Raw genomic sequence first — 25,748 nt, 5'->3', positions numbered from 1 at the left:
ATCCCGGCCGGATGAACGCGAAGAAACGGTCATGCCTTTCATAAAGAAGGCAGACCGTTTCTTTTCCCTAGCGCCCCGCTTTCGTCGCCCGCGGCGTGCCGTCGCGGAAATCGCGGTCTAATTCATCGTTTGTTTCGTTGATCATTTCGCCGTTTTCATTTTCCCCGTCGCTCAGTTTTTTCCCTTGCGGATATTTCAACATCCGCTGAATCGTCGCATCGAGAATTTGGTCGATGTTGCGCGTGTTCGAATCAAGGCGCCCGAAGCGCTCAATGTCCTTCATCAGCTGCGGATTGTCGGCGACATACACATGGTAGTAGCGGGGAACGACGGAAAGCGCTGTTTTTTTCACTTGATCGGCCGTTTGCTGCCGGTTGTTCGTGTCCGCGTCATACACGACGAGCACTTCCTCATCCGTGACGAGCGTGGCGACGTCTTTGACGCCCGGCAGCTGGGTGCACAATTTGCTGATTAAATCAGCCGCTTTCTCGCGGTTGAAGGACGGCATGTCGTTATAGCCGTTTGCATCGCCGAGGATCGGGCTTTTTTGATGGCGGACGTAGCCGAAGTTGTTCATCGGCGTGTCATCGCCGTTGGGCACCCCGTTTTCATTGTACAGCTCGTTGCGGTCGGTGACATTGATCGTGTTGCCGCTCCGCTTGTAAATATCGGTGTTTTCGTCCTGAGCCGTCTGCGCGCAGCCGGCTAGGGCGACGGCCGCTCCGAACGCAACGGCCAACCATGGTCGTCTCATCGTCAGCACCCCCTTCGCTTTTAGGGTGGCACACGGATGATGGTTTGATGACAGTAATTGATTGGGGGCGATGCATCGTTTATGATGGAAGTGGAAAGGCGAGGTGAGAACAGTGATTTGCATTAACAATCATTGTTACGAACTGGTGGAAAATGTGAAAAACGCCTTTAATGAAGAAGCCTTTCGCGCCCGATATGCGGACATTTTGGCGAAGTACGACTACATTGTCGGGGATTGGGGATACAACCAGCTCCGGTTGCGCGGGTTTTTTGACGACCATAACCAAAAAGCGACGTACGATACGAAAATCAGCACGTTGTCCGAATATTTGTATGAATATTGCAACTTCGGCTGCGCGTATTTTGTGCTGCGCAAGGTGAAACGGTAAGCACGGCAGCCGCCCGCTTGCCGCGAGCGGCTGCCTCGTCATTCGCCTTCGTTGTACGGAAACTGTTCGCTTTGATGCGGATCGTCGTGCGGCGGGTGGGCGGCTGGGTCGCGCCTTGGAATGTTTTGGTGGAACGATTTAAACTCGTAGTTGAAGGCGCTGTAATGCCGCTGGCCTTCCTTCCAAGGCGTGCTTTTGTTTTCGACCGGCGCGTCGTCGCGGCGCGGCGAGCCGTACGGCCCTTCTGGGAACTCTTCAGCGGTCAAGAAATTGCGCTGTTTCTCGACGACGGAAAAATCGGCGTATGTTTCCCGTTCCGCCATTCGTCTCACCTTCCTTCGTTCGTGGGCTGTTTCATAAGATGCCCGAAACCGAGGAAGGTTATGAGAGATACTCCTCCAAAAAGGCGCGCAAATCGTTGGCATCTTGTTCATGAAGCTGGTAAGCGTGCTCGATATAGCCTGGCTCCTCCAAATCGTCGCGCCCGAGAATGGCAAAGCGGTTGCTTTGCAAGTCGAGCACGAGCCACTTCCCGTAAAAACGATCCGTTTCGATGAGCGCCAAATCAAACCGCTGCCGCTCGCCGACAAAGCTGACGAAGCGGACGGCCGCTTCGACGGTGTCGTCGTATAAATAAAACCGTTCACCCATCATTTGAGCCCCTCCTGTTTTTTCGTCTATGTCCATCATAGCAGACAGGCGGCGAAAACGGGAGACAGCAAATCGCACAAAGGAACGAGGAGGGATGACGGATGTATTTTGTCGATCGCAAAAAACTGGAAGAAACGCTCAGCTACATGGAACAAATGCTGGACCGTTACAAGGCCGAGGAGCGATGGGACGAGCCGCTTCGGCAATTGGCGCTCGAACGGATCGCTCATATCGTCATCGAGGCGGTGTTGGACGTCGGCAACGCCATGATCGACGGGTTTATTATGCGCGACCCGGGCAGCTATAACGACATCATCGATATTTTGGCTGACGAACAGGTGATCTCGCCGGCGGATGCTGACCGATTGAAAGCGTTCATTGCCCATCGGAAAATGCTTGTGCACGAATATGCGCGCGTCGATCACGCGAAATTGCTCGCCGATCTGAACGAACATTTGCCGGCGCTGGAGGCGTATCCGAAGGCGGTGCGCGCTTACCTTGAAAACGAGCTCGGCCCGGTGTCGGCGTTTCGCAATTGATGGCGGGAAAGGAGAGCAAATGCATTGAAACGATACAACGGCTACCTCATCGATTTGGACGGGACGATGTACCGCGGCACCGAATGCATCGCTGAGGCGCGTACGTTTGTCAACGAGCTGCACCGCCGTGGCATTCCGTATTTGTTTGTCACGAACAATTCGTCGCGCACACCGGCGCAAGTGGCGGAAAAATTGCGTTCGTTCGGCGTGCCGGCCGAGGAGAAGCATGTGTTTACGACAAGCCAGGCGACGGCGAATTACATTTTTGAAAAAAAACCGGATGCTTCCGTGTATGTGATCGGTGAAGAAGGGCTCCAAACCGCCTTGGCGGACAAAGGATTCCGTTTGGCCGGCGAAGATGCGGATGTCGTCGTCATCGGGATTGACCGGCAAATTACATACGAAAAGTTCGCTGTCGCTTGTCTCGCTGTCCGAAATGGAGCGATGTTCATCTCAACCAACGGCGACATCGCCTTGCCGACGGAGCGGGGGCTGCTTCCGGGCAACGGGGCGCTGACGTCGGTCGTCGCTGTATCGACGCAGGTGAAGCCGACATTTATCGGCAAGCCGGAAAAAATCATTATGGAGCAGGCGCTCAAAGTGCTTGGCGTCCCGAAGGAGGACGTGCTGATGATCGGCGACTATTATGAAACCGACATTTTAGCCGGCATGAACGCTGGCATTGATACGCTTTTAGTCCATACGGGCGTTACGACAAAAGAAATGCTCGCCCGCTACGAACGGATGCCGACGTATACGGCTGATTCACTTTTGGAATGGCTTGACCGCTTGTAAACAACGCCGCTTTGCCAAAAAAGGCAAGGCGGCGTTTCATGTTGCTCGGCGCGGATGGAGGGCGCGCATGGGCGGAGCCGGCGTTACTCCGCATTGGCGGCCCGATGCGCCAGGCGGCTTGACGCCGCTGCGGCGATGGCGCCGACAATGTCGTCCAAAAACGTGTTGCATTTGCCGGTCGATTTATCATTTAAATATTGCAAAATGCCCGGTTTTTGCTTATCGATATATCCGTAGTTCGTAAACCCGATCGATCCGTACACATTGACGATTGACAGCGCCAAAATTTCGTCGACGCCATACAGCCCTTCATCGCGGCGGATGATCGACTGCAGCGGTTCATCGAGCCGACCGTCTTCGGCGAGTTTATCCAATTGGATGCCGGTTAGAATCGCATTTTGCACTTCGCGTTTCGAAATGACGCGGTTGACGTTTTCGATGCACTCCTCCATCGTTAAATCGGGATGATATTTTGATTGCAAGTAATAAACGAGCTCCGCAATTTTTTCCACGGTCACCCCCCGTTCCTCAAGCCAGCGCCGAGCCGTTTGTTCCAGATTGTTCATAATGAATTCGCTCATGAACTTCACCTGTTTCTTTTAGAAAGTCGTTTTCTATATATATGTATCATGTCATAAATAAGTCCGTCATATAAAGAAAAATGCTCATCGGCTTTTTTGGCGCCCGCTGTCATATATAAAAAGTAGCCCTCTTTTTCCGCGGCCATGCGTTGGCTGATCAACATAGGCGCGTGAATGGGGCCGTTTCATGCTGGAGCGGAGGCGGAATCGGCTCATTGATGGGGCGGCGATGAGATGAAGGTGTGGAACGAGCGGAATGACTGGTTTCGGCAAAAAGGAAAAAGGAGGCGCGGCGATGGAAGAATGGGTGCGTGAACAGTATGGCATGCGCGTCGAGAGGTTGGAGCGAAGCGGACGGCATGCGGCCTTTTGGCATCGGCAGGAGCGTTTTTTGCTCGTTCCCGCCGATGGGCAAAGCGAAGCGGAAATGGAAGAGCGCCAGCAAATGAGCCGCTATTTGCGGGCAAAAGGAGTGGACGGCGTCGGAGAACTGGTCAAAACGACGTCCGGAACGTATATCACTTCCTATAATGGACAGCCGTTGGCGCTCGTTCGCGCTCCGCTTCCGGCGGCTCGCTTTCGTTCGCTCGGAAGGGAATTGGCGGTGATGCATGAATGCGGGAGAACATGTCCATGGCCGATCGTCGCCTGCCGGCGCATCGGCCAATGGCGGGAGCTGTGGGCGAAGCGGATCGATCAAATGGAGGCGTTTTGGTCGAGCAAGCTCGCTTCCGGGCCGTCGTCGCTGTTTGATCGTCTGTTTATCGAATCGTTCCCGTATTATTTAGGCTTGGCGGAAAACGCGGTGCAATACGTGGCGGACACGGAGATTGACGAAGAACCAGGGCGCATCGATTACGCGGCATTTTGCCATGAGCGTCTCCCCGAGGCGAAGTGGGTTGGGGGGATCGAAGCGAAGCTGCCGACCGACTGGGTGTATGACCATTGCGCCCGCGATTTGGCGGAATGGGTGCGCCATTTGTACGAAAAGAGCGGACTTGGCTGTCAGCGGGCGGTGCGGCAGTTTTTTCAAGAGTATGAACATGCGGCGCCGCTGTCGCCGTTTGCTTGGAGACTCGTTTACGCCAGGTTGTTGTTTCCGCTTTCCTATTTTGAATGTGTCGAGGCATATTATATCGCTGTGGATGAGAGCGAACGGACAAGGCGGGAGGGGGAGTTGCGGCGCTTGCTCGATCGATCGCATGAATATGAACGATTTTTGGCCGCGTTTGCCAAGATCGCCGGCATCTCGAACCGCATCCGCCTGCCGGCGGTCGAGTGGCTGCCGCCGGCGTAACGCAGGGAAGACAGCTTCCCGCTTTTTTTTGGCCCAAACGAAAAAACGACCGCTTCCCTGCCGTTAAACCCTAAGGACAACTTCCCGTTTTTTTTCGGCCAAAGTTGTGATAAGATTTAGAAAAAACGATGCGGGAGGCTGCACCATGACGAAGCCGTATGTATTCATTACGCGAAAATTGCCCGAGGACGTGGTCGCGCCGCTTTTGGCCATCGCTGAAGTAGAGATGTGGCCCCATGAAGATATGGCCGTGCCACACGATGTGCTCGTGGAAAAGGCGAAACGGGCGACGGCCATCTTGCCGATGGTGTCTGATCCGATCGATGAAGACGTCTTGTCCGCCGGTTCGGCGCTCCGAGTCGTCGCCAATATGGGCGTCGGCTACGATAACATTGATGTAGCGGCGGCGGCCCATCGAGGCATTCTCGTTTGCAATACACCCGATGTATTGACCGATACGACGGCCGATTTGACGTTTGCGCTTTTATTGGCCACCGCCCGCCGCCTCGTGGAAGCGGCTGAATTTTTGAAGGAAGGAAAATGGAAAAGCTGGAGTCCGTTTTTGCTTGCGGGCGCCGATGTCCATCATAAAACGATCGGCATCGTCGGCATGGGGAACATCGGCCAGGCAGTGGCGAAACGGGCGAAGGGGTTTGACATGAACATTCTGTATTACAACCGCTCCCGCCGTCCGGAGGCGGAAGAGAAGCTTGGCGCCGTCTATCGTCCGTTCGCCGACTTGCTTTCAGAGAGCGATTTTGTCGTCTGCTTGACGCCGCTCACCTCCGAGACGCGCCATTTGTTCAACCGCGAGGCGTTCCGGCAAATGAAGAAGTCCGCGATTTTCATTAACGCGGCGCGCGGAGCGGTCGTCGATGAACAGGCGTTGTATGAGGCGCTGGTCGGCGGGGAGATCGCCGCGGCGGGATTGGATGTATTTGAACACGAGCCGGTCGCGGCCGATCATCCGCTCGTTTCGCTTCCGAACGTCGTCGCCTTGCCGCATATCGGCAGCGCCACGTACGAAACGCGGCGCGCCATGATGACATTGGCGCGCGACAATATCATCGCCGTGCTCGAAGGACGGCCGCCGCTGACGCCTGTGAACCGGATCTCATAAAAATTTTCATTGCCAAATGGCCGATCGTCTTTTATAATGTCTACTATAAAAATACAAATGTCTACTGTACGTAAACAGAAGGGGCGGGAATCATGGAAAAACCAATTTTGGTCGGATTGTTAGGATTAGGAACGGTCGGGAGCGGCGTGGTCAAAATTATTGAAAACCATCAGGAAAAGTTGATGCATCAAGTCGGGTGCCCGGTGAAGGTGAAAAAAATCCTTGTCCGGGATGTACAGAAACCGCGTGATGTCGCCGTTGACCCGTCGCTCCTTACGACGAGTGCGGCTGAGGTGATTGACGATCCAGACATTGATGTCATCATCGAAGTGATGGGCGGCATTGAGGAGACAAAAGAGCTGCTATTGCGGGCGCTGCGCCAAGGGAAGCATGTCGTGACCGCCAATAAAGACTTAATGGCCGTCTACGGGTCGGAGCTGCTTCGGGTGGCGGCGGAATACCGCTGCGATTTGTTTTATGAAGCGAGCGTCGCCGGCGGCATTCCGATTTTGCGCAGCTTGGTTGACGGCTTGGCGTCGGACCGGATTACGAAGCTCATGGGCATTGTGAACGGGACGACGAACTACATTTTGACGAAAATGTCGCAAAACGGCGCTTCCTATGAGGACGTGCTCGCTGAAGCGCAGGCGCTCGGGTTTGCGGAAGCCGATCCGACGTCAGACGTCGAAGGGCTGGATGCGGCGCGGAAAATGGCGATTTTGGCCCGCCTTGGCTTTTCCATGGACATCGACTTGGACGATGTGCAAGTGAAAGGCATCACTCAAGTGACGGAGGAAGACTTGAACTACGGGAAGCGGCTCGGCTACACGATGAAATTGATCGGCATCGCCCAGCGCGACGGGCAGAAGGTCGAGGTGAGCGTCCAGCCGACGTTTTTGCCGGATTCGCATCCGTTGGCGTCCGTGCACAACGAATACAATGCGGTGTACGTATACGGCGAAGCGGTCGGAGAGACGATGTTTTACGGGCCGGGGGCCGGGAGCTTGCCGACGGCGACGGCGGTTGTCTCCGACTTGGTCGCGGTGATGAAAAATATGCGCCTTGGCGTCAACGGCCGCTATGCCGTCGCGCCGCAATATGAAAAGCAGTTGAAGACGCCGGCGGAAATTTTCTCGAAATACTTTTTGCGCATTCATGTCAAAGACCAGGTCGGCGCGTTTGCCAAAATTACGACGCTGTTTTCCGAGCGCGGGGTGAGCTTTGAGAAAATTTTGCAATTGCCGCTGAAAGAGGATGGCCTAGCGGAAATCGTCATCGTTACGCATGACGCCTCGCAGCAAGACTACGAAGACATTTTGCAGCAGCTCGGCGATTTGGAAATCGTCGAACGGGTGCAAAGCTCGTATCGAGTGGAAGGAGAGAAACGGTAATGGCATGGAAAGGACTGCTTGACGCCTACGGCGATTTTTTGCCGCTCTCTGCGGCGACGCCGAGGCTGTCGCTTTGCGAAGGGAATACGCCGCTCATCCCGCTGCCGCGCTTGTCGGAGGAGCTCGGCATTGCGCTCTATGTCAAGGTCGAAGGGGCGAACCCGACCGGTTCGTTTAAAGACCGCGGCATGGTGATGGCGGTGGCCAAGGCGAAAGAGGAAGGAAGCCATACGATCATCTGCGCGTCAACTGGCAACACGTCGGCGTCGGCGGCCGCCTACGCGGCGCGCGCCGGCATGCGCTGCCTCGTCGTCGTTCCGAACGGCAAGATCGCCCTCGGCAAGTTGGCGCAAGCCGCCATGTACGGCGCGGAAATTTTTGCGATTGACGGCAACTTTGACGAGGCGCTGAAGATGGTGCGCCGGTTGAGCGAAACGGCGCCGATTACGCTCGTCAACTCGGTCAATCCGTACCGGATCGAAGGGCAAAAAACGGCGGCGTTTGAAGTGTGCGACCAGCTTGGGCGCGCCCCGGACGTGCTCGCCATTCCAGTCGGCAACGCCGGCAACATCACCGCCTATTGGAAAGGGTTTAAGGAGTACCATGAAGCGAAAGGAACGGGCCTGCCGCAAATGCGCGGCTTTGAAGCGGAAGGAGCGGCGGCGATCGTCCGCAACCGGGTGATTGAACAGCCGGAGACGGTGGCGACCGCGATCCGCATCGGCAATCCGGCGAGCTGGGACAAAGCGGTCGAGGCGGCGAGCGAGTCGCGCGGGAAAATTGATGAGGTGAGCGACGCAGAAATTTTGGCCGCCTACAAGCGGCTCGCCCGGACGGAAGGCGTTTTTGCCGAACCGGCGTCATGCGCGGCGATCGCCGGGGTGATCAAGCAGCGCGAACGGAACGAAATCGAACGCGGCAGCCTCGTCGTCGCGGTTCTCACTGGCAACGGATTGAAAGACCCGGCCATCGCCTTGGAGACCGCGGCGATCGAACCGATCGTGCTGCCGAACGATGAACAAGTTGTCTTGGAGCATTTGCAAGGGGTTGTCCGGGCATGAAAGAAGACGAGATGTTGAAGATCGTCGTTCCGGGAAGCACGGCGAACCTAGGTCCAGGATTTGACTCGATTGGGCTCGCGGTCAATCGCTATTTGACGCTTGACGTCCGCTTGGCGGATGCGTGGTCGTTTGCGCCAAAGACAGCGGAAGTGAGCGGCATTCCGCGCGGGACGGACAATTTGGTGTATCAAGTGGCGGCGGAGACGGCGCACGTTTACGGCCGCCGGCTGCCGAGCTGTGCAGTCGATGTGTACAGCGACATTCCGTTTACGCGCGGGCTCGGGAGCAGCGCGGCGGCGGTCGTCGCCGGCATTGAGCTCGCCGACGCGCTGATTGGGCTTCAGTTGCCGCGCGAGCAAAAGATGGAATTGGCGACCCGATACGAAGGACATCCGGACAATGTCGGCGCCTCGTTGTACGGGGGGCTTGTCATCGGCTGCTGCCGCGAGGCGGGCGTGGATGTCGTCCATATTCCACAATTGGATGTGGAGCTTGTCGCTATTATTCCGGAGTATGAACTGGAAACGAAAAAAGCGCGCGGGCAGCTGCCGGAACAATGGCCGAGAGAGCGGGCGGTCGAGGCGAGCGCCGTCAGCAACGTTCTCGTCGCCGCGTTGCTCACGAAAAACTGGGAGCTTGCCGGCCGGATGATGGCCGCCGATCTGTTCCATCAGCCGTATCGGAGACAGCTCGTTCCGGAACTCGAGCGGGCGGAGGCGCTCGCTCTTGAATACGGAGCGATCGGTGCGGCGCTGAGCGGAGCGGGGCCGACGGTGCTCGTCTTTGCCGAACCGGGCCAAGGAGAGCGGCTCGCGCGCCGGCTGCGCCCGCATTTTCCGACGTGCGAAATCGCGCGTCTTTCCGTCGAGCCGCGCGGCAGCCGCGTCTACAAGCTGGCGCTTGAAGCTTGAACCTTCTTGGGCGCCGGCGCGAACAGAAGTCCGTTCAGCGGCCTGGCCGTTTCGCCGCCGCGCTTGGGAGCGGGCGAAAGATATGACGGTTTTCCTTGCACAATTGGAAGGAAACGAAAACGGAGAAGCGCCCGATCAGGCGGGTTGTGGCTGCCCATCACCAGCCTTCCCGTCGGCTCGCCGCCCCGCTGGCGATAAAAAAATCCGAACAGCGGCCGCTGTTCGGATTTTTCATATTAAAACACTTGTTCCACTTCGACGACGCCCGGCACTTCTTCAAACAAGGCGCGCTCAATTCCGGCTTTGAGCGTAATCGTCGAGCTCGGGCAGCTGCCGCACGCGCCGAGGAGGCGAAGTTTCACGACGCCGTCTTCGACATCGACGAGTTCGCAGTCGCCGCCGTCGCGAAGCAGGAACGGACGCAGTTTATCTAAAACTTCTTGCACTTGTTCTTTGATTTCTTGATCCGTCATTTCCATCGACTCCTTTCCTTAGTTTTTATTATAATCATAGTGACAAAAAAAATCTAATGATAAATTTTGCTTTTGCAAAGGGTGACAACGATGACATTCAAGCCGGTTGAAATTTGTGTGTACGGGGCCGACGTCATTTGCCCGGCATGCGTGCAGCTGCCGTCGTCGAAAGAAACGTACGAGTGGCTCGAGGCCGCGCTGCGCCGCAAGTATCCGGATCAGCCGTTTGTGATGACGTACGTCGACATTTTTGCGCCGCCGGCCGATGACGAGGAGAAGCGGGAGCTCGCTCAGACGATCGTCGAAGAAGATTGGGTGTATCCGGTCGTGGTGATCGAAGGAAACGTCGTCGCCGAAGGCAACCCGCGGCTCAAAGCGATTTGTGCAGAAATGGAAAAAATCGGGTATCAACCGTCGACGCCGGAAGGGAAAAAGGCGGAATGAACTCCGCCTTTTTCGCCGAATAAGGGCCAGTTGTGCTGTCAGTACCCATGGTGATGCTTGTACATCCACAAAATGCCTGATTTCAACAAACGCGGCACCCGGCCGGTGAGCGGGCGGTCGGCGAGCAAGCCGAAGCCGTGCTTTTTGCCGAGCGAGCCGAGAATGCCTTTTAATTTGATCGGCGGGAATTCGCTCGGTGGTTCTTCGCCGTTCCACCGCTTTTGCAGCACTTGGACGATTTGCTCGGCTTGCGCTTCAGCGAGCTGGGCGCTCGGGGAATGCGGCAGGCTCGCACAGTCGCCGACGACGTAGGCGTTTTCATAGCCGGGGATGTGATGGCGCTTCGTCAGCACCACGCGGCCTTGCTTGTCCTTTTCGACATTCAGTTCGCGGACGACGCGGTTGGGCTGAATGCCGGCCGTCCAGACGATGACGTCGCACTTGACCGGCTCGTCGTGGTTGTACAAGACGCCAGGTTCGACTTTCGTGACGTTGGAGTTGCGGACGATTTCCACCTTGTGTTCAACGAACCATCCTTCCACATAATCGCTCAACCGTTTCGGAAACATCGGCAAAATGCGCTCACCGCGGTCAAACAGCTTGATGTGCAAGTCCGGACGGCTCTCCGCCAGTTCGCTGGCCAGCTCGACGCCGCTCAATCCCGCGCCGACGATGCCGACCGTCGCTTTCGGCGGCAAATTGTTCAGCGCTTCATAGGCGGCGCGCGCCTTATCGATCGACTGGATGCTGTACGTATGCGCCTCGGCGCCCGGCACCCCGTGGTATTTGTCTTCGCAGCCCAATCCGATCACGACATCATCGTAGCGGACGCTGCTCCCATCCTTTAAATGGACGAGCTGCTGGTCGAGATCAATCGAGACGACTTCGCCGAATTGGTACACAAGCTGCGGATGTTCCGGAAACGGGACGCGGATGTGATGGTCGCTGACCGTTCCCGCGGCCAAGGCGTAATATTCCGTTTTTAAACAATGGTACGGAACGCGGTCGATGAGGATAATATGAATGTCGTTTGGCAATTCGTCCGGGAGGAGGCGCTGCAAAATGCGCATATTGCCGTATCCTCCGCCAAGCAATACAAGTTGTCTCATCGTGAAAAATCCCCTTTTGTCGAGTTTCTAAAGCCGACAATGCCATAGAAAAGTATAACGAAATTGTGACAAAAGAACAATCATTTTTCCGCTTCCTCGATCGAACGAGCATGTTCATTGACGCCGCGCCGGAAAACCGCTACGATGGGAAGCAGGAAGGTGAACATGCGCATGATGTTGCCAATCATCGAATTTTGCATCAGCAACTTAGCCAGCGGGTCGTACAAAGCAATGGAAATGTTGGAAAAGGATCCGAACTTGGACATCATTGAATACAGTTGCTTAAGCTATTGCACACGCTGCGCGGAAACGCTGTTTGCGCTCGTCAACGGCGAGTTTGTCAGCGGCGAAACGCCTGAGCAGCTCGTGGAAAATATTTATCGGCATCTCGAGGAAAACCCAATGTTTTAACGAAAAAAGGAGGATGTCCGCGATGCGGCATCCTCTTCAATGTATAATGAAAAAACGGGGGATATTCCCATTGTGCCCAGGAGATGCCGCCATTATACATGCGAAGCGCAAAAAATGTTCAGGAGGGAGTCATGTGCGTTCTTTTTCGTTTACGAAAATGCATGGATTGGGTAATAGCTACATATACGTTGATCTGTTCCGGGAAACATTGCCCGAGGAGGAGCTGCCGGCGATCGCCCGCAGCGTCGCCGATGTCCACACAGGCATCGGCTCCGATGGCTTGATTCTCATTTGTCCATCGGAGAAAGCGCCAGTCAAAATGCGCATTTTTAACAGCGATGGCTCGGAAGGGAAAAACTGCGGCAACGGCTTGCGCTGCGTGGCGAAATACGCGTACGAGCACGGCATCGTCAGCGACCGCACCTTTTTGATTGAAACGCTCTCCGGGCTTGTCGAAGCCCGTGTTGCAGTAGCAGATGGCGAAGTGACAAGCGTGACGGTCGATATGGGCGAGCCGCGCCTTGAGCGGAGCGCCATTCCGATGCTTGGTCCGGAAGCGGAGCGGGTCGTCGCCGAGCCGTTTGCCATCGCTGGGGGCGAATATGAAATTACGGCGGTGTCCATGGGCAACCCGCATGTGATCTTTTACGTTGATGACATCCAAAAAGCGCCGGTGACGACGCTTGGCCCGCTCGTGGAAAAGGACCCGCGCTTTCCGGAAGGGGTGAACGTCGAGTTTGTCGAAGTGGTGAACGAGCGCGAGCTTCATTTCCGCGTCTGGGAGCGCGGCTCCGGCGTGACGCAGGCGTGCGGGACCGGAGCGTGCGCGGCGGTCGTCGCTTCGGTGTTAAACGGCAAAACGGTGCGCGGGGAGGAAACGGTCGTCCATTTGGCCGGCGGCGATTTAACGATCGTATGGGGGCACGACGGGCGCGTGCGCATGACCGGTCCGGCGGAGACCGTGTGCACCGGCGTTTATTACTATCGAGGCGGGCGGAACGGTTGAGCATCGAAAGGCGAAGGCGGTATACTATGAAGTAAGATCGGAATCATTCAAGGGATTCGCCCCATCTGAGCCGTCGGGTGAAAGCGGGCGAACCTGTCGAAAAACGGCCAAGCTGTTTGGCCAGTGTCAACCGTTAAAGGAGGGATCATGGATGGCAGAGGCAGTTATTACGCTGACAGAAGCGGCAGCGTTTCAAATCAAAGATATGATGAAAGAGCAGGAAGAAGAGGGCGCGTACTTGCGCGTCGGCGTCCATGGCGGCGGCTGCAGCGGGTTGTCGTACGGCATGGGCTTTGACCATGAGCGGCGTGAGGATGACATCGAATTTGAGCAGCACGGCATCAAAATTTTGGTGGACCGCGACAGCGCGCCGATTTTGCGCGGAACGGTCATCGACTATAAACAGTCGCTGCTTGGCGGCGGGTTTACGATCAACAATCCGAACGCCATTGCGACATGCGGCTGCGGCTCCTCGTTCCGCACAGCGACCAATGCCGGCACGCCGGAGCAATGCTAAGCAGGCGGGATGACGTCCATCTGCCTGGCAGAGGAAAACGGCCTGCCTTGCCGTGACGTCGGGCTCTTGAGAAGGCCGGTTTTCGCCGCACGGCCGGTTGAAAACGCGGGCGTGTACCGACTGGCGAAATGTTGGAAGGGTGGTCTTTCCCTCACGAAATTGGGGAAAACGGCCGCGCTCCAACATCGGCCTTTTCGGGAGCGCCAAAGGAGGAGAAACGATGAAAGGACAAATCAATGTCATCTTGGCGCTTGTCTTGGCGCTCATTGTGGCGCTGCTGGCGGTGGCGAATGTCGAGCAGGTGACGATCCATTATTTAGTCGGCGAAACCCGCTTGCCGCTCATTATCGTCATTTTAGGTTCGGCCGTCCTTGGCGGCCTTGTCGTCGGCATGCTCGGATGGGTGCGTTTGTTCAGCCTGCGCCGGCAGGTGAAGCTGCTCGAGAGAGAGCGGGAGGAATGGACGAAAAACAAGGCTGGGAATACTGATGGCGAGTCGGTTTCGCTGGAGCGAGAGGGATGAGGCATGAGTATGGCGCCCCCAACAAAGAGGGGCGCCTTTTGCTTGAAAAACGGGTGTGGACGGGGCGGGCTATATGAATGGCTCCAATCAGTCGGGATGCGGCGTTAAGGCGAAATGCCGAGCGCCCCTTCGCTTCCGCTTGTTTTCCCGACGGAGCGCCATTAAAACAGCGATGTCGAGTGCGCCGGCTGCATCCGCGCCGTCGGGTCGATGTACGTTTTGGCGCTGCTGATGGCGATCGGCGCTTCGCCAAAGCCGCAGGCGATCAGCTTGATTTTCCCGTCGTACGTGCAAATGTCGCCCGCCGCATACACGCCGGGGATGTTCGTTTCCATCCGCGAGTTGACTTTGATCGCATTTTTTTCGATGTCAAGCCCCCAGTTTTTGATGGGGCCAAGCGAAGAAATAAAGCCGTAGTTGACAATGACGGCGTCGACATCGATCGTTTCTTTCGTTCCTTCTTTCACATGCTCGAGGATGACTTGGCGGATGGCGTGTTCATCGCCGACGAGTTCAACGGGCACAAACGGCGTTTTCACTTGCACGCTGGACTTCTTGAGCTGCTCGACGCTATGTTCATGGGCGCGGAATTTGTCGCGGCGATGCACAATCGTGACGCTTTGGGCGATCGGTTCGAGCATGAGCGACCAGTCAACAGCCGAGTCGCCGCCGCCGCAGACGAGCACGCGCTTTCCGGAAAACTGCCCCAAGTCGTTGATGAAGTAATGTAAGTTTTTTCCTTCATAGCGGGAAGCGCTTTCGATTTCGAGCCGACGCGGCTGAAAGGCGCCGTTTCCGGCGGTGATGATGACCGTTTTCGAATAATGGATTTGTTGATTGGTGACGAGTTTAAACGTTCCGTCCTCCTGCTTTTCGAGCGTGTCGACCGACTCGTTCAGGCAGACGGTCGGCGAAAATAGGTCCATCTGCTCTTTCAGCTGGTTGACAAGCTCTTGGGCGCGCACTTTCGGAAATCCGGCGACATCATATATGTATTTTTCCGGATATAACGCGGCCAGCTGCCCTCCAAGCTGCGGAAGGCTTTCGATAATTTTGACTTTCATTTGCCGCAAGCCGCCGTAAAACGCGGCAAACATCCCGGTCGGCCCGCCGCCGATAATGGTGACATCGTAGACGTTGCGATCTTCTTTCACCGACATCCCTCCCTGCGCGAAGTCATGGCATTACAAGTTTATCTTACCATAAATGGGCGTGGTTATAACGATCCTTTTTGTTGGACGAACAGAAAAAAAACTTGAAAAGGGAAAGAAAAAGGACTAATATGTTTTGTGGAGAGATTGTTAATTTTTTGTGACAGTCCCTCGACATTTTTTTGGCGGTTAACGTGAATTATTTCACAAACTTCGCTCAATAAAAACGGGGGCGGCCGCAAAAGCTATAACAAATGAATGAGAAAAAATGAAAAAGGGTGGAAGTGATCCAGGTGAGAAAACCAAACGTTGTCATTTTAGGCGCTGGCTATGGCGGGTTGATGACGACCGTTCGCCTGCAAAAGCTCATCGGCGTGAACGAAGCGAACATTACGCTCGTAAACAAGCACGATTACCATTATGAGACGACATGGCTTCATGAGGCATCGGCTGGGACGCTGCATCATGACCGCGTTCGCTATCCGATCAGCGATGTCATCGACCGGAACAAAGTGAAATTCATCCAAGATACGGTGACGAAAATCATTCCAAACGAAAAGAAAGTGCTGCTTGAAAACGGCGAGCTGACGTACGATTATCTCGTCATTGCCCTTGGGTTTGAATCAGAAACGTTCGGCATCAAAGGGTTGAAGGAATACGCATTTTCGATCGCCAATGTCGACGCCGCGCGGCAAATCCGCGAACATATCGAGTACCAGTTTGCGACGTACAACGCAGAAGAGGAAAAGAAAGAGGAGCGATTGACGATCGTCGTCGGCGGGGCGGGATTTACCGGCATTGAATTTTTAGGCGAGCTCGCCAACCGGATGCCGGAGCTGTGCCGCGAGTATGACATCGACCCGCACAAAGTGCGCATTATTTGCGTGGAGGCGGCGCCAACGGCGTTGCCGGGCTTCGATCCGGAGCTCGTCGAGTACGCGGTCAGCCAGCTTGAGCGCAAAGGAGTCGAGTTTCGAATCGGCACGGCGATTAAGGAATGCACGCCGGATGGCATCATTGTCGCTAAAGGTGATGATGTCGAGGAAATTAAAGCCGGCACGGTCATTTGGGCGGCCGGCGTGCGCGGCAGCCGCGTCATCGAGGAATCTGGGTTTGAAGCGGCGCGGGCGCGCATTAAAGTGGACCCGTACTTGCGTGTCCCGGGGCATGAAGACATTTTCGTCGTCGGCGACTGTTCGCTCGTGATTGATGAAGAAACGAACCGCCCGTATCCGCCGACGGCGCAAATCGCCATGCAAGAAGGCCAGCTGTGCGCGAAAAACTTGGCGGTGCTCATCCGTGGACAAGGGGAGCTGGAGCCGTTTAAGCCGGATATTAAAGGGACGGTTTGCTCGCTCGGCCATGATGATGCCATCGGCGTCGTGTTCGGCAAAAAGCTGTGGGGCGCCAAAGCGAGCTTCATGAAAAAAGTGATTGACAACCGCGCCCTGTATTTGATCGGCGGTTCGTCGCTTGTGATGAAAAAAGGCAAATTTAAATTTTTCTAATCGATTCAAAAAGCTCCCGTGATGGCGGGAGCTTTTTGTATGGCAACGAAACAGGGATCCGCCGCTCGATTGTCGAAATACAAACGGTGCATAACGATAGGGAGAAAAGGATGAGGACGATGGACAACAAACGAGGAAACGTTTGGATTGCGGCGGCCGGACTGGTCATAAACGAGAATGGGGAATGGCTCGTTGTCAAGAAAAAATACAGCGGGCTAAAAGGCAAATGGTCGCTGCCGGCCGGGTTCGTCCAGCCGGGGGAAATGCTCGATGAGGCGGCGGTTCGGGAAGTGAAGGAAGAAACGGGGATCGACGCCGAACCGGTCGCGCTTCTTGGCTTGCGCACCGGCGTCATCGCTGGGGAGATCAGCGACAATATGGCGATTTTTCTGTTGCGCCCGCTCTCGCGCGACATCGTCGTGCAGACGGATGAGCTGTATGCCGCCGCGTTTTTAAGCAAAACGGCGCTTCAGAATGATCCGAACACATCAGGCTTGCTTCGCTATTTGTTGGCGCTCGAGCCGCTTGATTCCCTTTCTCTGCATGACGGACTCAATCCCGGCGATCCGTTCGGCTACACGAAATACCGCCTTTACTTTGAATCATCAAAATTGAAAGAATAGTCAAGAAAATAAAAGCGATCGAAAGATGTATCCGCTTACACGAACGAAAATGGGGGAGAATCGCTGTTTGTTTTTACAGAAAATTTTGATATATTAACAAGAAAAGAAACGGAGGGGAACATCGATGACAAAAACATTGACAATGAACGACTGCCCGTACTGCGAGGGGCATGGATACGTTCAGCTGCTTTTGGGCGGATCGGAAACGTGCTACAGTTGCCAAGGAACGGGAAGCGATCACGAAGAGGATGACGATCATTGACGTTCGTCTGAAGACATGAAACATCGTTTGGAACCAATCAGGCGATCATGAAGAAGAGAACGAACATTGACGGTCATCCGCCCGATCCAGTACACTGAAAACGGGTGTACGGGAGGTGAAGGGCGGATGCAAATGAGTTTGCCGGTTGTTTTGATTTCGATGGTTTTATTTTTTGTGTTGTTTTTTGGCATTGGGTTTTTGGTGAATATGTTGCTGCGCATGACATGGATTACAGCGGTCTGCTTTCCGTTGATTGCGGTTTTCATTATTGATGATGTGCCGTTGACGCGCTATTTCACCGCACCGTCCGAGGCGTTCGCCGCGCTCGGCCGGAAAATCACTTCGCTGGCGGCGGCGGATCTGTTGATTTTGTCAAGCGGATTTGCCGGCGCTCTTTGCGCCGGATGGGCGATCCGCACGCTGCGGGCGAAAGGGTATCAAATGTTTTAGAGCGTCTCTGCCTTGGGCAGGGGCGTTTTTTTTGTGAACAGCGCTGATGAGCGCCCGAGCGGATCACAACGTCGGTTCGTGTATGTTTTTGGCAAAACGCACAAGCTTTGCGCTCGGGTTTCACAATGAGGTTGTTCATGGACGGTTTTTTCGTTTTTTGTCTCATTCGCAATGAATATTTCGATTTTGGATGGAGATAAATAGAGGTGTGAGAGGAGTTGAGAGCATTGAATGGGTTTAGGCAGTTCGTGCGCCGAACCGCGATGACGCTGCTGTTTTTGGCGGCGCTCTTTGCGACATTCGAGTCCGTTTCCGGGGTTGACGCGAAGACGGTTCTCCATCCCTTTCCGAGCGCTTTATCGATGGATCATCAGCCCGTTTGGGGAATGAAAGAGCTCGCGAAAAACGGGGGCCGCTCCGTTTTGCGGCTTGAGGATCATTTTGACTGGTCAAAATATCCTTCCGTTGAAGTGGTCGCCACCGGCTATACAGCCGGCATTGAATCGACCGGGAAAACGCCCGATCACCCTGAGTATGGCATCACGTACTCCGGCGTCCGCGTTAAGCGCGACCTTTATTCGACGATTGCTGCCGATTTATCGATCTTTCCGATCGGCACGATTTTGTTCATCCCCGGATACGGGTTCGGCGTCGTCGCCGACAAAGGCGGGGCGATCAAAGGCCATCGTCTTGATTTATATTACGAAACCGTGGAAGATGTCTATAAATATTGGGGAAAAAGGAAAGTGCAAGTTTACATTATCCAAAAAGGGGACGGCACGCTGTCGGAAGAGGAGTTGAAGCGGCTGAACGAAGATGAAACGATGCAAGTGTTCCGGCAGCAATATTTGGAATCGAAAAGTTAAAGGAGGGCTCCCGCCCGTCAGCCGCCAAGGAGCGGATCGCTGTCGTCAGCGGGAGGAAACAGCGCCGGATGCAAAAGCGGCGCCAATTTTTTTAATCCGACCAAGAGGCGCGGAGACGGACGGCAATAGAGCGCTTCTTCCAAAACATAGATGTTTCCGGTGCGGACTGCTTCGATCTGTTCGGCGTTCGGACGAGTTGTGACCGCTTTTCGGTTCATTTTTTTTGTCTGCACGCCGACCCAAACGAGCAAGATGTGCGACGGATTGCGGGCGAGAACGTCGTCCCATTCCGTTTGAACGCTCGCTTGCGGGATGTCGGAGAAAATGTTGCGCCCGCCGGCGAGCTCACTTAGTTCGCTCAGCCAGTTGGCGCCGCCCGGTGTGAAGATCGGCCGCGGCCACCATTCCCAATAAAGGCGGGCCGGTTCAGCCGATGCGGCCCGCTCGCGATGCCAATCAAGCACGTCATGATAGCGGCGGACAAGTTCGGCCGCTTTTTTCGTTTCACCAAGCGCCTCGCCAAGCCGAAGAAGGTCGTTGGCAATGTCATCGAGCGAATTCGGCGCCAGCACGAGATGCGGGAGCCCGCGCCGTTTGAGCTCCTCGACGTTGCGCTCCATGCCGGGCACGCTTAGGGATGCGACGACGAGATCCGGTTTGAGCGCCTCGACTTGATCCATATCAATGCGCAGATCCGGCCCGACTTTCGGCAGCTGCTTCACTTCCGGCGGCCAGTCGGACGAATCGTCGACGGCGGCGACATCGTCAAGGCGGCCGAGATAGGCGAGCAGTTCGGTGTTGCTTGGACAAAGGGAAACGATTCTCATCAGCGTCGGTCCTTTCTAAATCGTCGTGATGATTACGGATTCGCCTTGCCCTGCGTGATTTCCTGTCCGTTTCAGCTGATTTTTTTGCATGAACGCAAGGAGAGAAAAGTTAGATAGTCGAAAGAATCGCTTTGCTTCGCTATAATGAAGGTGGGAATGAATCAACATGGAAAGGGATGAGACGATGTTTACGGTAAAACCTTTGCCGTCGGTGGAGGAACGGGATGAAGCGCTTGTCGTCGGTTTGTTTGAAGGGGCGAATTCATGGAGCGGCCTTGCCGGCGAATACGATGCCCGTCTTGGCGGACGGCTGTCGGAACTGCAGAAAGAAGGCGATATTTCCGCGAAACGGGGGAGCATCGCCGTGATTCACCCGCTTTTGCCGGCCGGGGCGAAACGACTCTATTTTGTCGGGCTCGGCAAAAAAGAGGAGCTGACGTTTGCGCGGCTGCGCGAGGCGTTTGGCAAGCTGTTCCGCACGTTGAAGCAGGCGAAGCGGACGAAAGCGTCGGTCGCGCTTGACACGTTTACGGCCGGGGACGTCGACGAAAACGAAGCCGCGCATGCGCTTGCCGAAGCGTATTATTTGGCGACGTATGAGTTCCCGGGATACAAGCAAAACAGGCGAGAGCGGGACTATGAGATGAAATCGCTCACCGTTTATACGGGGGCGGACGCAGCGGACATCGAGGCGAGCTTGTTCGTCGGTTCGGTATACGGGAAGGCGACGAACTCGGCGCGCACGCTCGTCAACACGCCGGGGAATTTGCTGACGGCGTCCGATTTGGCGGATTATGCCGTAAAGCTCGCTGATCGATACGATTTTGACTATGAAATTTTGGAGAAAGAAGACATGGAGCGGCTCGGCATGGGAGCGCTGCTCGCGGTCAACCAAGGGTCGAAGCAGCCGCCGAAATTGATCGTGTTGAAATATCAAGGGAAAGAAAAATGGGAAGACGTGATCGCCCTCGTCGGCAAAGGGGTGACGTTCGACACAGGCGGCTACTGCCTGAAGCCGCGCGACAGCATGGTTGACATGAAAACGGATATGGCCGGCGCGGCGGCGGTGCTCGGGGCGATGGAAGCGATCGGCGAACTGCGGCCGGAACAAAACGTGCTCGCCGTCATCCCGGCGACTGACAATATGATCAGCGGCGAGGCGTTCAAACCGGATGATGTCATCACATCGCTGTCAGGAAAAACGATCGAAGTCCGCAACACGGACGCTGAAGGGCGGCTCATTTTGGCCGATGCGGTGACTTATGCGAAACAGCACGGCGCCAGCTATATCATCGATGTCGCCACGCTGACAGGCGGAGTGATCGTCGCCTTGGGCACGGACAAAACGGGCGCGATGACGAACAATGAGGAGCTGTTTGAGCAATTGCTTGAAGCGTCGATGGAAACCGGGGAGTTCATTTGGCGGCTGCCCATTACAGAAAACGACCGCGAGCGGGTGCGAAGCAGCAAAATCGCCGACTTGAACAATTCTCCGGGGCGGGAAGGACACGCCATTATGGGCGGGGCGTTCATCGGCGAATTTGCGGAAGATACGCCGTGGGTGCATTTGGATATCGCCGGCACGGCCGCCACAAAGAAAGACGGCGACCTCGGTCCGGCTGGGGCGACAGGCGTGATGGTGCGCACGCTCACCGCGTTTGTCGAGCGGTTTGAATAAAACGAACGCCGGCAGGCTGATCGACAGGCGCTGCCTTGGCGCAGAGGCGCCCAGTGTGAGGGCGGGGTATGCCGGCAGCGAACGAGCCGAAGCGGACGTGCATAGCTTCGGCTTTTGTTTGGCACGCTACTATAGTACATAGCAGGAAAAGCGAACAGAATGTAAATGTAGTGTAAATTTCGTGTAAAGTTTTTTGTTGTCTTATTGTAAATGCTGTGTAAATTGTTACAATAAGTAGCGGTGATTTTGATTTCGCAAATGGAGGGTGTCCGATATGATTTTTTCACCGAAAAAAGACGTTTTCTTCGACATGTTGTTTACGATTTCGGAAAATGTGAAGGAAGCGGCGCAATATTTTGTCGAGTATAAAATTCAAAGCGTAAGCGACTTGAAAGAATTTGCCCGCGTCATGAAAGAGTACGAACGAAAGGGCGATTCATTCATCCATGAACTGGTCGTCCAATTGAACAAAACGTTCATTACGCCGATCGAGCGGGAAGACATCCACCAGTTGGCGATGAAAATGGACGATGTGCTTGACGGATTTGAGCAATGTTCAGCGCGGTTTGAAATGTTTTCGTTCACGGACATCGATGAACATATGGTGAAGTTTTTTGACTATATTTATCAAAGCACGATTGAAATTGTTCACGCCCTCGAACTGCTTGCGAACAAAAAATTGCTCGATATGCGCCAACATGCCATTAAAATCAAGGACTATGAAACGAAGTGCGACGAAATTTTGCGCGCGTCGATCAAAAACTTGTTTGTGACGCAAAAAGACCCGATTAAAATCATTCAATACAAAGAGCTTTACGAAATGTTGGAAGAGATTGCCGACAGTTGTGAAGATGTCGCCAATACGTTAGAGACGATTATCATGCGCAACGCATAAAAAGGGGACGCTGTGTTTATGGATACGATCCTGATTTTAACGATCTGCATCGTCATTTTCGCATTGGCGTTTGACTTTATCAACGGCTTTCACGATACGGCCAACGCCATTGCCACATCGGTGTCGACAAGGGCGCTCACGCCGCGTCAAGCCATTATTTTGGCTGCGACGATGAACTTTATCGGCGCGCTCACCTTTACCGGCGTCGCAAAAACGATTACGAAAGACATTGTCGATCCATTCACCCTTGAGAACGGTTCTCTCGTCATTTTGGCAGCGCTGGTTGCTGCCATTGCCTGGAACTTAATTACGTGGTATTATGGCATTCCGAGCAGCTCGTCGCATGCACTCATCGGTTCGGTCGCTGGGGCAGCCATTTCCGCCGCTGGCTGGGATGTAATCCACTACCAAGGTTTTCTTAAAATTTTGGAATCATTGATTATTTCTCCATTTTTGGCGATGGGTGTTGGGTTTGTCATTATGAGTTTGTTTCGTTTCTTATTTAAAGACGCCAATTTAACAAGAACAACCAAAGGGTTTCGTCTATTTCAAGTTGTAACGGCTGCATTGCAGGCGTATACGCATGGAACGAATGACGCCCAAAAAACGATGGGCATCATTACGATGGCGCTGATCGCTGCCGAAATGCACCACTCAGATGTCGTGCCGGAATGGGTGCGCATTTCTGCCGCCTTAGCCATGGGATTGGGGACGGCTGTCGGCGGATGGAAGATCATCAAAACGGTCGGTGGAAAAATTATGAAAATCCGCCCTGTCAATGGGGCGGCAGCGGACTTATCCTCGGCGCTCGTCATTTTTTCCGCCACGTTGTTGCATTTGCCAGTCAGTACGACGCACGTCATTTCCTCGGCCATCATGGGGGTCGGCGCCGCCCAACGGGTGAAAGGCGTCAAATGGGGCGTCGCCCGCCGCATTGTGCTGACATGGATCATCACCTTGCCAGTGTCAGCGTTGATTGCTGGGTTTGTGTACCAGGTTCTCCGTTTATTTTTCTAACGAATGAAAGAGGGTGTCCCAACAGATCGGGACACCCTTTCTTATTGTTTTTCCTATGTTGTGTTTTGTTTAAGGAAAATTTCCCTTTTGGGTCAGACTCTTTTCGTGTTTAGGCCGCCGAACGGTCCGCGGCGGAGGAGCGTCCGATCGCCCGGCAAATCCTTGGGGCGATCAAGCCGGCGACGATCGACAACAAAATGTCTTTCGGCAGCGGGGCAAGCATCCAGCCCCACACCATGCCGTACGAAAGCCCTTCCGGCGCTTCCGCCCATAGTTTGTACGCCATGTACATCCAGTTCGTGCCGATGACATAGTTGATGACCATGCCAACGAGTGCGGCGGTGACGAAACGAGCTTTTGACGCCGGCTGCGGGCCGCGGTTGATGACCCATCCGGTCGCATAAGCGGCAACGATAAACGAAAGAATGAAGCCAAATGTCGGTTGGAAAATCATCGACAGTCCGCCGTTGAATTTGGCAAACACCGGCACGCCGGCGAGGCCGACGAGCATGTACACAATCATCGCCACCGCACCGAGCCGCCGCCCGAGCACCGCTCCGGCCAAGACGCAGAAAAACGTCTGCAGCGTAATGGGAACACCGCCGACGACAAGAAACGGCGCCCACGACGTAATGTTCGCCCCGATGGCCATGAGGGCGACAAACATAGCGACAAAGGTGATGTCGAGGGCCCGAAAAGCAGGACGTTGGCGATTCATATGTAAACCCCCTTTTCTCTTGTTGTTAACAAAATCGTACTGAATGATCATTTGACTGTCAATACTTTTTTATGAGAAGGCGGGAGGCGGGGACGGAAATCATATAATTGACGGATGGAGGAGCAAACTAGACAAAACGGCGGCTGTCATCGCGGCCGCATGGACGAGGAGGATCGCTGCTCTATGGAACATGTCATGCCGGAAAAGGAAGTAAAGCAGGCCAGCAAGATGGGAGCCCATGAGGATCTGATTCACACGAGCCAAAACGACGAAGGGTATGACTTGCGCACCCCGGCGGAAATCGGGGCTCGGCAGCCGATGGATGAAAACGGCAATTCGTGAAGGCAGCGAAGGATTGGGCGCAGATGGACGGGAAAGAAAAAAGTCTTGGATAGCTTCGCGCCGCGAGAAGGCCGGTGATGGATGGAAACAGATCGCAGGCCTTAATTACTTTGCCATTAGAGGGATCTTGTCATGCCGATGACATGCTGCCGGCTCGGATGCCGTGCTCGTTTTTCAATGGTTTTTTCGGCATGAAAAGAATAGAAGAAAATGAATTTATTGATTTTTATGAATAAATACCTATTTTTGATATGGTAATAAAGTTCCTTTTTTTTTTTTTTTATTTCCAGTAAGATTTTAATTGTAAATATATAGTTTGTTTACCATAACGTGTACTTGGTAAGGGACTGAGGTAGCGTCAAAAGTTCTATGAAAAACCCACACAGACCATCCCATCGAGCATCGTGAGGCATGTGGGGAGCCGGATTCGTCCTTGGCCAACACCCGCCACAAAGGTGCGAAAGGGTTGTCAAGGGCGACGGGGACAAAAAAAGTTAGGCCGCCTCTTGTTGGAGAAACGCTTGTGCCATGGCGATGAACTTCGTCCACCGGGCCGGCATATGCGGCAGCTCGGCGAGCTCCGGAATGACGACCGGGACCCGGCCTTCGAGCGCGCTATGCGGGCGCAGAAAGTTGAAATACGCCACAAACAGCGTCACAAAGGACACCGAGCCCTCTTCCGCGCCGAACCCATGGGTCGGGCGGCAGTTGCCTTTAAAGGTCCGGTTGAATCGCTCGATGATTGGCTTGAGTGGACGGAACTCTTCGGACACCGGGTCCTCATGGGCCAGCCCGATCACCTGGCGGATGTCAAACGAAATCCCGTGATGGGCGAAGAAGTGCTGCGCCAGCAGGTAAATGGGATTGCCGTCGACGACGAACGACAAGTCGTCCGGGATGGATGGCCGCTTCCGCAAGACATCATTGATGGCCTTGATGGCCGAGAGCGTGTCCCGATTGGGCGAGACGCGATACGACAGCACGATCTTTTTGACGGCATCGAATAGAAAGAACATGTAATGCCAGCGCCCTTTGACGCGAATATACGTCTCGTCTCCGCAGAACGATCCGGACAGCTCGTACGGGAATCGGTCGACAAAGGGCTTGATCCAAAGCGCGGCGCTGTTGGCGTAGTTGAGCACCGTCTGATGGGAGATCGACACGCCGTGGATATCCTTCATGGCGGCTGCCGTCATGCGGGAAGACATTCCAAAGTTGACATGGTACGTCAACACCAGCCCCAGAATGTGCGGCGACACAGCCAGCCGGGACAAATCGACCTTCGGCTTGATGGGTGACGAGGAAGCCAACGGTAGAAAGTCAAACAAGAACTCTCGAAACCAATACCGCACCTTGAAGGCTTGAGGATCCTGTTTGAAACGTTGGCGCTCCTTCTTCGTCATCCGTCGAAGGTTGGCCCGGTAAAACGGGCAATCGTTG

Annotated in this window: 33 protein-coding genes; 23 read left to right on the top strand and 10 right to left on the bottom strand. The window is 54.7% G+C overall.

Going from position 1 to position 25,748, the window contains the following annotated elements:
- Nucleotides 1-67: 67 nt before the first annotated feature.
- On the bottom strand, nt 68-754 hold the full coding sequence (locus tag DI44_RS02160; RefSeq protein ID WP_011232443.1) for a YhcN/YlaJ family sporulation lipoprotein: 687 nt from the start codon (nt 752-754) through the stop codon (nt 68-70).
- A 112-nt stretch (nt 755-866) separates the two neighbouring features.
- Here DI44_RS02160 and DI44_RS02165 point away from each other — a divergent pair, with 112 nt between their 5' ends.
- Nucleotides 867-1,142 (top strand): YutD family protein, encoded by a 276-nt coding sequence (locus tag DI44_RS02165; RefSeq protein ID WP_013144326.1) that lies wholly within the window; start codon nt 867-869, stop codon nt 1,140-1,142.
- A 38-nt stretch (nt 1,143-1,180) separates the two neighbouring features.
- Here the strand turns inward: DI44_RS02165 and DI44_RS02170 are convergent, their stop codons facing one another.
- Together DI44_RS02170 and DI44_RS02175 are read right to left on the bottom strand one after the other, a co-directional pair.
- Nucleotides 1,181-1,465: a hypothetical protein gene (locus DI44_RS02170; RefSeq protein ID WP_013144327.1), complete on the bottom strand. Its 285-nt coding sequence runs from the start codon at nt 1,463-1,465 to the stop codon at nt 1,181-1,183.
- A gap of 58 nt (nt 1,466-1,523) precedes the next feature.
- Entirely contained in the window at nt 1,524-1,796 is a 273-nt protein-coding gene (locus DI44_RS02175; RefSeq protein ID WP_011232440.1) for a DUF3055 domain-containing protein, read from the bottom strand.
- 98 nt (nt 1,797-1,894) lie between these two features.
- Here DI44_RS02175 and DI44_RS02180 point away from each other — a divergent pair, with 98 nt between their 5' ends.
- Together DI44_RS02180 and DI44_RS02185 are read left to right on the top strand one after the other, a co-directional pair.
- The gene (locus DI44_RS02180; protein WP_011232439.1) at nt 1,895-2,332 is read left to right on the top strand and encodes a DUF86 domain-containing protein; all 438 of its coding nucleotides are present in this window, start codon (nt 1,895-1,897) and stop codon (nt 2,330-2,332) included.
- Between the two features lie 24 nt (nt 2,333-2,356).
- A complete protein-coding gene (locus DI44_RS02185; RefSeq protein WP_011232438.1) occupies nt 2,357-3,127 on the top strand; it encodes a TIGR01457 family HAD-type hydrolase in 771 nt (256 codons plus the stop codon).
- Between the two features lie 83 nt (nt 3,128-3,210).
- Here DI44_RS02185 and DI44_RS02190 read toward each other — a convergent pair whose 3' ends face one another.
- Complete coding sequence (locus DI44_RS02190; RefSeq protein ID WP_011232437.1) at nt 3,211-3,708, bottom strand: phosphatidylglycerophosphatase A; 498 nt, start codon at nt 3,706-3,708, stop codon at nt 3,211-3,213.
- 295 nt (nt 3,709-4,003) lie between these two features.
- Between DI44_RS02190 and yutH the strand changes: the two genes are divergently transcribed.
- From yutH to thrB, 5 genes are all read left to right on the top strand, one after another.
- The gene (gene yutH / locus DI44_RS02195) at nt 4,004-5,005 is read left to right on the top strand and encodes a spore coat putative kinase YutH (protein ID WP_033026205.1); all 1,002 of its coding nucleotides are present in this window, start codon (nt 4,004-4,006) and stop codon (nt 5,003-5,005) included.
- 145 nt (nt 5,006-5,150) lie between these two features.
- The gene (locus tag DI44_RS02200; RefSeq protein ID WP_021321784.1) at nt 5,151-6,125 is read left to right on the top strand and encodes a D-glycerate dehydrogenase; all 975 of its coding nucleotides are present in this window, start codon (nt 5,151-5,153) and stop codon (nt 6,123-6,125) included.
- 92 nt (nt 6,126-6,217) lie between these two features.
- A complete protein-coding gene (locus DI44_RS02205; RefSeq protein WP_011232434.1) occupies nt 6,218-7,516 on the top strand; it encodes a homoserine dehydrogenase in 1,299 nt (432 codons plus the stop codon).
- Nucleotides 7,516-8,577, top strand: coding sequence for a threonine synthase (gene thrC, locus DI44_RS02210; RefSeq protein ID WP_021321785.1), 1,062 nt, complete (start codon nt 7,516-7,518; stop codon nt 8,575-8,577). Before DI44_RS02205 ends, thrC begins: the two co-directional genes overlap by 1 nt.
- Complete coding sequence (gene thrB, locus DI44_RS02215) at nt 8,574-9,488, top strand: homoserine kinase (RefSeq protein WP_020278449.1); 915 nt, start codon at nt 8,574-8,576, stop codon at nt 9,486-9,488. The genes thrC and thrB overlap by 4 nt, the downstream gene beginning before the upstream one ends.
- 236 nt (nt 9,489-9,724) lie before the next feature.
- Here the strand turns inward: thrB and DI44_RS02220 are convergent, their stop codons facing one another.
- Nucleotides 9,725-9,967 (bottom strand): NifU family protein, encoded by a 243-nt coding sequence (locus DI44_RS02220; RefSeq protein WP_011232431.1) that lies wholly within the window; start codon nt 9,965-9,967, stop codon nt 9,725-9,727.
- A gap of 84 nt (nt 9,968-10,051) precedes the next feature.
- Here DI44_RS02220 and DI44_RS02225 point away from each other — a divergent pair, with 84 nt between their 5' ends.
- Nucleotides 10,052-10,405 carry a YuzD family protein gene (locus DI44_RS02225; protein WP_021321786.1) on the top strand — a complete coding sequence of 118 codons (354 nt, stop codon included), beginning with the start codon at nt 10,052-10,054 and terminating at the stop codon, nt 10,403-10,405.
- Between the two features lie 38 nt (nt 10,406-10,443).
- Here the strand turns inward: DI44_RS02225 and DI44_RS02230 are convergent, their stop codons facing one another.
- Nucleotides 10,444-11,514 (bottom strand): NAD(P)/FAD-dependent oxidoreductase, encoded by a 1,071-nt coding sequence (locus tag DI44_RS02230; RefSeq protein ID WP_011232429.1) that lies wholly within the window; start codon nt 11,512-11,514, stop codon nt 10,444-10,446.
- Between the two features lie 171 nt (nt 11,515-11,685).
- Between DI44_RS02230 and DI44_RS02235 the strand changes: the two genes are divergently transcribed.
- The 4 genes from DI44_RS02235 (at nt 11,686) to DI44_RS02250 (ending at nt 13,971) form a co-directional block, all read left to right on the top strand.
- Nucleotides 11,686-11,925, top strand: coding sequence for a YuzB family protein (locus DI44_RS02235; protein WP_011232428.1), 240 nt, complete (start codon nt 11,686-11,688; stop codon nt 11,923-11,925).
- 133 nt (nt 11,926-12,058) lie between these two features.
- Nucleotides 12,059-12,931 (top strand): diaminopimelate epimerase, encoded by an 873-nt coding sequence (gene dapF, locus DI44_RS02240; RefSeq protein WP_014196660.1) that lies wholly within the window; start codon nt 12,059-12,061, stop codon nt 12,929-12,931.
- Between the two features lie 151 nt (nt 12,932-13,082).
- A complete protein-coding gene (locus tag DI44_RS02245) occupies nt 13,083-13,448 on the top strand; it encodes an iron-sulfur cluster assembly accessory protein (RefSeq protein ID WP_011232426.1) in 366 nt (121 codons plus the stop codon).
- A gap of 220 nt (nt 13,449-13,668) precedes the next feature.
- Nucleotides 13,669-13,971 carry a LapA family protein gene (locus DI44_RS02250; protein ID WP_011232425.1) on the top strand — a complete coding sequence of 101 codons (303 nt, stop codon included), beginning with the start codon at nt 13,669-13,671 and terminating at the stop codon, nt 13,969-13,971.
- A 161-nt stretch (nt 13,972-14,132) separates the two neighbouring features.
- Here the strand turns inward: DI44_RS02250 and DI44_RS02255 are convergent, their stop codons facing one another.
- Entirely contained in the window at nt 14,133-15,131 is a 999-nt protein-coding gene (locus DI44_RS02255; protein ID WP_011232424.1) for an NAD(P)/FAD-dependent oxidoreductase, read from the bottom strand.
- Nucleotides 15,132-15,406: 275 nt separating this feature from the next.
- On the opposite strand from DI44_RS02255, the gene DI44_RS02260 reads away from it, so the two are divergent.
- The 5 genes from DI44_RS02260 to DI44_RS02275 all read left to right on the top strand — a co-directional run bounded on the left by DI44_RS02260 (nt 15,407) and on the right by DI44_RS02275 (nt 18,831).
- Entirely contained in the window at nt 15,407-16,630 is a 1,224-nt protein-coding gene (locus DI44_RS02260; protein WP_013524525.1) for an NAD(P)/FAD-dependent oxidoreductase, read from the top strand.
- Between the two features lie 119 nt (nt 16,631-16,749).
- Nucleotides 16,750-17,253 carry an NUDIX domain-containing protein gene (locus DI44_RS02265; protein WP_011232422.1) on the top strand — a complete coding sequence of 168 codons (504 nt, stop codon included), beginning with the start codon at nt 16,750-16,752 and terminating at the stop codon, nt 17,251-17,253.
- A gap of 124 nt (nt 17,254-17,377) precedes the next feature.
- Nucleotides 17,378-17,515: a YuiA family protein gene (locus tag DI44_RS19020; protein ID WP_011232421.1), complete on the top strand. Its 138-nt coding sequence runs from the start codon at nt 17,378-17,380 to the stop codon at nt 17,513-17,515.
- Between the two features lie 126 nt (nt 17,516-17,641).
- Nucleotides 17,642-17,965, top strand: coding sequence for a YuiB family protein (locus DI44_RS02270; protein ID WP_014196657.1), 324 nt, complete (start codon nt 17,642-17,644; stop codon nt 17,963-17,965).
- 227 nt (nt 17,966-18,192) lie between these two features.
- The gene (locus tag DI44_RS02275; RefSeq protein ID WP_011232419.1) at nt 18,193-18,831 is read left to right on the top strand and encodes a 3D domain-containing protein; all 639 of its coding nucleotides are present in this window, start codon (nt 18,193-18,195) and stop codon (nt 18,829-18,831) included.
- A 17-nt stretch (nt 18,832-18,848) separates the two neighbouring features.
- On the opposite strand, the gene DI44_RS02280 is transcribed toward DI44_RS02275, so the two are convergent.
- Entirely contained in the window at nt 18,849-19,658 is an 810-nt protein-coding gene (locus DI44_RS02280) for a cobalamin-binding protein (protein ID WP_011232418.1), read from the bottom strand.
- A 184-nt stretch (nt 19,659-19,842) separates the two neighbouring features.
- Here DI44_RS02280 and DI44_RS02285 point away from each other — a divergent pair, with 184 nt between their 5' ends.
- The 3 genes from DI44_RS02285 to DI44_RS02295 all read left to right on the top strand — a co-directional run bounded on the left by DI44_RS02285 (nt 19,843) and on the right by DI44_RS02295 (nt 23,248).
- Nucleotides 19,843-21,336, top strand: coding sequence for a leucyl aminopeptidase (locus tag DI44_RS02285; RefSeq protein WP_031206003.1), 1,494 nt, complete (start codon nt 19,843-19,845; stop codon nt 21,334-21,336).
- A 274-nt stretch (nt 21,337-21,610) separates the two neighbouring features.
- On the top strand, nt 21,611-22,231 hold the full coding sequence (locus DI44_RS02290) for a DUF47 domain-containing protein (RefSeq protein ID WP_011232416.1): 621 nt from the start codon (nt 21,611-21,613) through the stop codon (nt 22,229-22,231).
- 18 nt (nt 22,232-22,249) lie between these two features.
- Nucleotides 22,250-23,248, top strand: a complete 999-nt coding sequence (locus tag DI44_RS02295) for an inorganic phosphate transporter (RefSeq protein ID WP_021321790.1) — start codon at nt 22,250-22,252, stop codon at nt 23,246-23,248.
- A 109-nt stretch (nt 23,249-23,357) separates the two neighbouring features.
- Here DI44_RS02295 and DI44_RS02300 read toward each other — a convergent pair whose 3' ends face one another.
- Nucleotides 23,358-23,966, bottom strand: coding sequence for a biotin transporter BioY (locus tag DI44_RS02300; protein WP_021321791.1), 609 nt, complete (start codon nt 23,964-23,966; stop codon nt 23,358-23,360).
- Nucleotides 23,967-24,149: 183 nt separating this feature from the next.
- Between DI44_RS02300 and DI44_RS19245 the strand changes: the two genes are divergently transcribed.
- Entirely contained in the window at nt 24,150-24,308 is a 159-nt protein-coding gene (locus DI44_RS19245; RefSeq protein ID WP_021321792.1) for a hypothetical protein, read from the top strand.
- Nucleotides 24,309-24,385: 77 nt separating this feature from the next.
- Nucleotides 24,386-24,544, top strand: a complete 159-nt coding sequence (locus tag DI44_RS19510; protein WP_227412624.1) for a hypothetical protein — start codon at nt 24,386-24,388, stop codon at nt 24,542-24,544.
- A 258-nt stretch (nt 24,545-24,802) separates the two neighbouring features.
- On the opposite strand, the gene DI44_RS02305 is transcribed toward DI44_RS19510, so the two are convergent.
- A partial coding sequence (locus tag DI44_RS02305) for a DDE-type integrase/transposase/recombinase (protein WP_033026180.1) occupies nt 24,803-25,748 on the bottom strand: 946 nt, incomplete at its 5' end.

The organism is Geobacillus sp. CAMR5420 (assembly GCF_000691465.1).
Lineage (GTDB): Bacteria > Bacillota > Bacilli > Bacillales > Anoxybacillaceae > Geobacillus > Geobacillus thermoleovorans.
Note: the sequence above shows the minus strand (reverse complement) of the source record. Positions and strands in the feature narration are given on the sequence as shown.

What these genes read in the sequence shown, in the direction of transcription:
- DI44_RS02160 (WP_011232443.1), bottom strand. Translation starts at nt 754, where the DNA reads ATGAGACGACCATGGTTGGCCGTTGCGTTCGGAGCGGCCGTCGCCCTA.
- DI44_RS02170 (WP_013144327.1), bottom strand. Translation starts at nt 1,465, where the DNA reads ATGGCGGAACGGGAAACATACGCCGATTTTTCCGTCGTCGAGAAACAG.
- DI44_RS02175 (WP_011232440.1), bottom strand. Translation starts at nt 1,796, where the DNA reads ATGATGGGTGAACGGTTTTATTTATACGACGACACCGTCGAAGCGGCC.
- DI44_RS02180 (WP_011232439.1), top strand. Translation starts at nt 1,895, where the DNA reads ATGTATTTTGTCGATCGCAAAAAACTGGAAGAAACGCTCAGCTACATG.
- DI44_RS02190 (WP_011232437.1), bottom strand. Translation starts at nt 3,708, where the DNA reads ATGAGCGAATTCATTATGAACAATCTGGAACAAACGGCTCGGCGCTGG.
- yutH (WP_033026205.1), top strand. Translation starts at nt 4,004, where the DNA reads ATGGAAGAATGGGTGCGTGAACAGTATGGCATGCGCGTCGAGAGGTTG.
- DI44_RS02200 (WP_021321784.1), top strand. Translation starts at nt 5,151, where the DNA reads ATGACGAAGCCGTATGTATTCATTACGCGAAAATTGCCCGAGGACGTG.
- DI44_RS02205 (WP_011232434.1), top strand. Translation starts at nt 6,218, where the DNA reads ATGGAAAAACCAATTTTGGTCGGATTGTTAGGATTAGGAACGGTCGGG.
- thrC (WP_021321785.1), top strand. Translation starts at nt 7,516, where the DNA reads ATGGCATGGAAAGGACTGCTTGACGCCTACGGCGATTTTTTGCCGCTC.
- thrB (WP_020278449.1), top strand. Translation starts at nt 8,574, where the DNA reads ATGAAAGAAGACGAGATGTTGAAGATCGTCGTTCCGGGAAGCACGGCG.
- DI44_RS02220 (WP_011232431.1), bottom strand. Translation starts at nt 9,967, where the DNA reads ATGGAAATGACGGATCAAGAAATCAAAGAACAAGTGCAAGAAGTTTTA.
- DI44_RS02225 (WP_021321786.1), top strand. Translation starts at nt 10,052, where the DNA reads ATGACATTCAAGCCGGTTGAAATTTGTGTGTACGGGGCCGACGTCATT.
- DI44_RS02230 (WP_011232429.1), bottom strand. Translation starts at nt 11,514, where the DNA reads ATGAGACAACTTGTATTGCTTGGCGGAGGATACGGCAATATGCGCATT.
- DI44_RS02235 (WP_011232428.1), top strand. Translation starts at nt 11,686, where the DNA reads ATGATGTTGCCAATCATCGAATTTTGCATCAGCAACTTAGCCAGCGGG.
- DI44_RS02245 (WP_011232426.1), top strand. Translation starts at nt 13,083, where the DNA reads ATGGCAGAGGCAGTTATTACGCTGACAGAAGCGGCAGCGTTTCAAATC.
- DI44_RS02250 (WP_011232425.1), top strand. Translation starts at nt 13,669, where the DNA reads ATGAAAGGACAAATCAATGTCATCTTGGCGCTTGTCTTGGCGCTCATT.
- DI44_RS02255 (WP_011232424.1), bottom strand. Translation starts at nt 15,131, where the DNA reads ATGTCGGTGAAAGAAGATCGCAACGTCTACGATGTCACCATTATCGGC.
- DI44_RS02265 (WP_011232422.1), top strand. Translation starts at nt 16,750, where the DNA reads ATGGACAACAAACGAGGAAACGTTTGGATTGCGGCGGCCGGACTGGTC.
- DI44_RS19020 (WP_011232421.1), top strand. Translation starts at nt 17,378, where the DNA reads ATGACAAAAACATTGACAATGAACGACTGCCCGTACTGCGAGGGGCAT.
- DI44_RS02270 (WP_014196657.1), top strand. Translation starts at nt 17,642, where the DNA reads ATGCAAATGAGTTTGCCGGTTGTTTTGATTTCGATGGTTTTATTTTTT.
- DI44_RS02280 (WP_011232418.1), bottom strand. Translation starts at nt 19,658, where the DNA reads ATGAGAATCGTTTCCCTTTGTCCAAGCAACACCGAACTGCTCGCCTAT.
- DI44_RS02285 (WP_031206003.1), top strand. Translation starts at nt 19,843, where the DNA reads ATGTTTACGGTAAAACCTTTGCCGTCGGTGGAGGAACGGGATGAAGCG.
- DI44_RS02290 (WP_011232416.1), top strand. Translation starts at nt 21,611, where the DNA reads ATGATTTTTTCACCGAAAAAAGACGTTTTCTTCGACATGTTGTTTACG.
- DI44_RS02295 (WP_021321790.1), top strand. Translation starts at nt 22,250, where the DNA reads ATGGATACGATCCTGATTTTAACGATCTGCATCGTCATTTTCGCATTG.
- DI44_RS02300 (WP_021321791.1), bottom strand. Translation starts at nt 23,966, where the DNA reads ATGAATCGCCAACGTCCTGCTTTTCGGGCCCTCGACATCACCTTTGTC.
- DI44_RS19245 (WP_021321792.1), top strand. Translation starts at nt 24,150, where the DNA reads ATGGAACATGTCATGCCGGAAAAGGAAGTAAAGCAGGCCAGCAAGATG.
- DI44_RS19510 (WP_227412624.1), top strand. Translation starts at nt 24,386, where the DNA reads ATGGATGGAAACAGATCGCAGGCCTTAATTACTTTGCCATTAGAGGGA.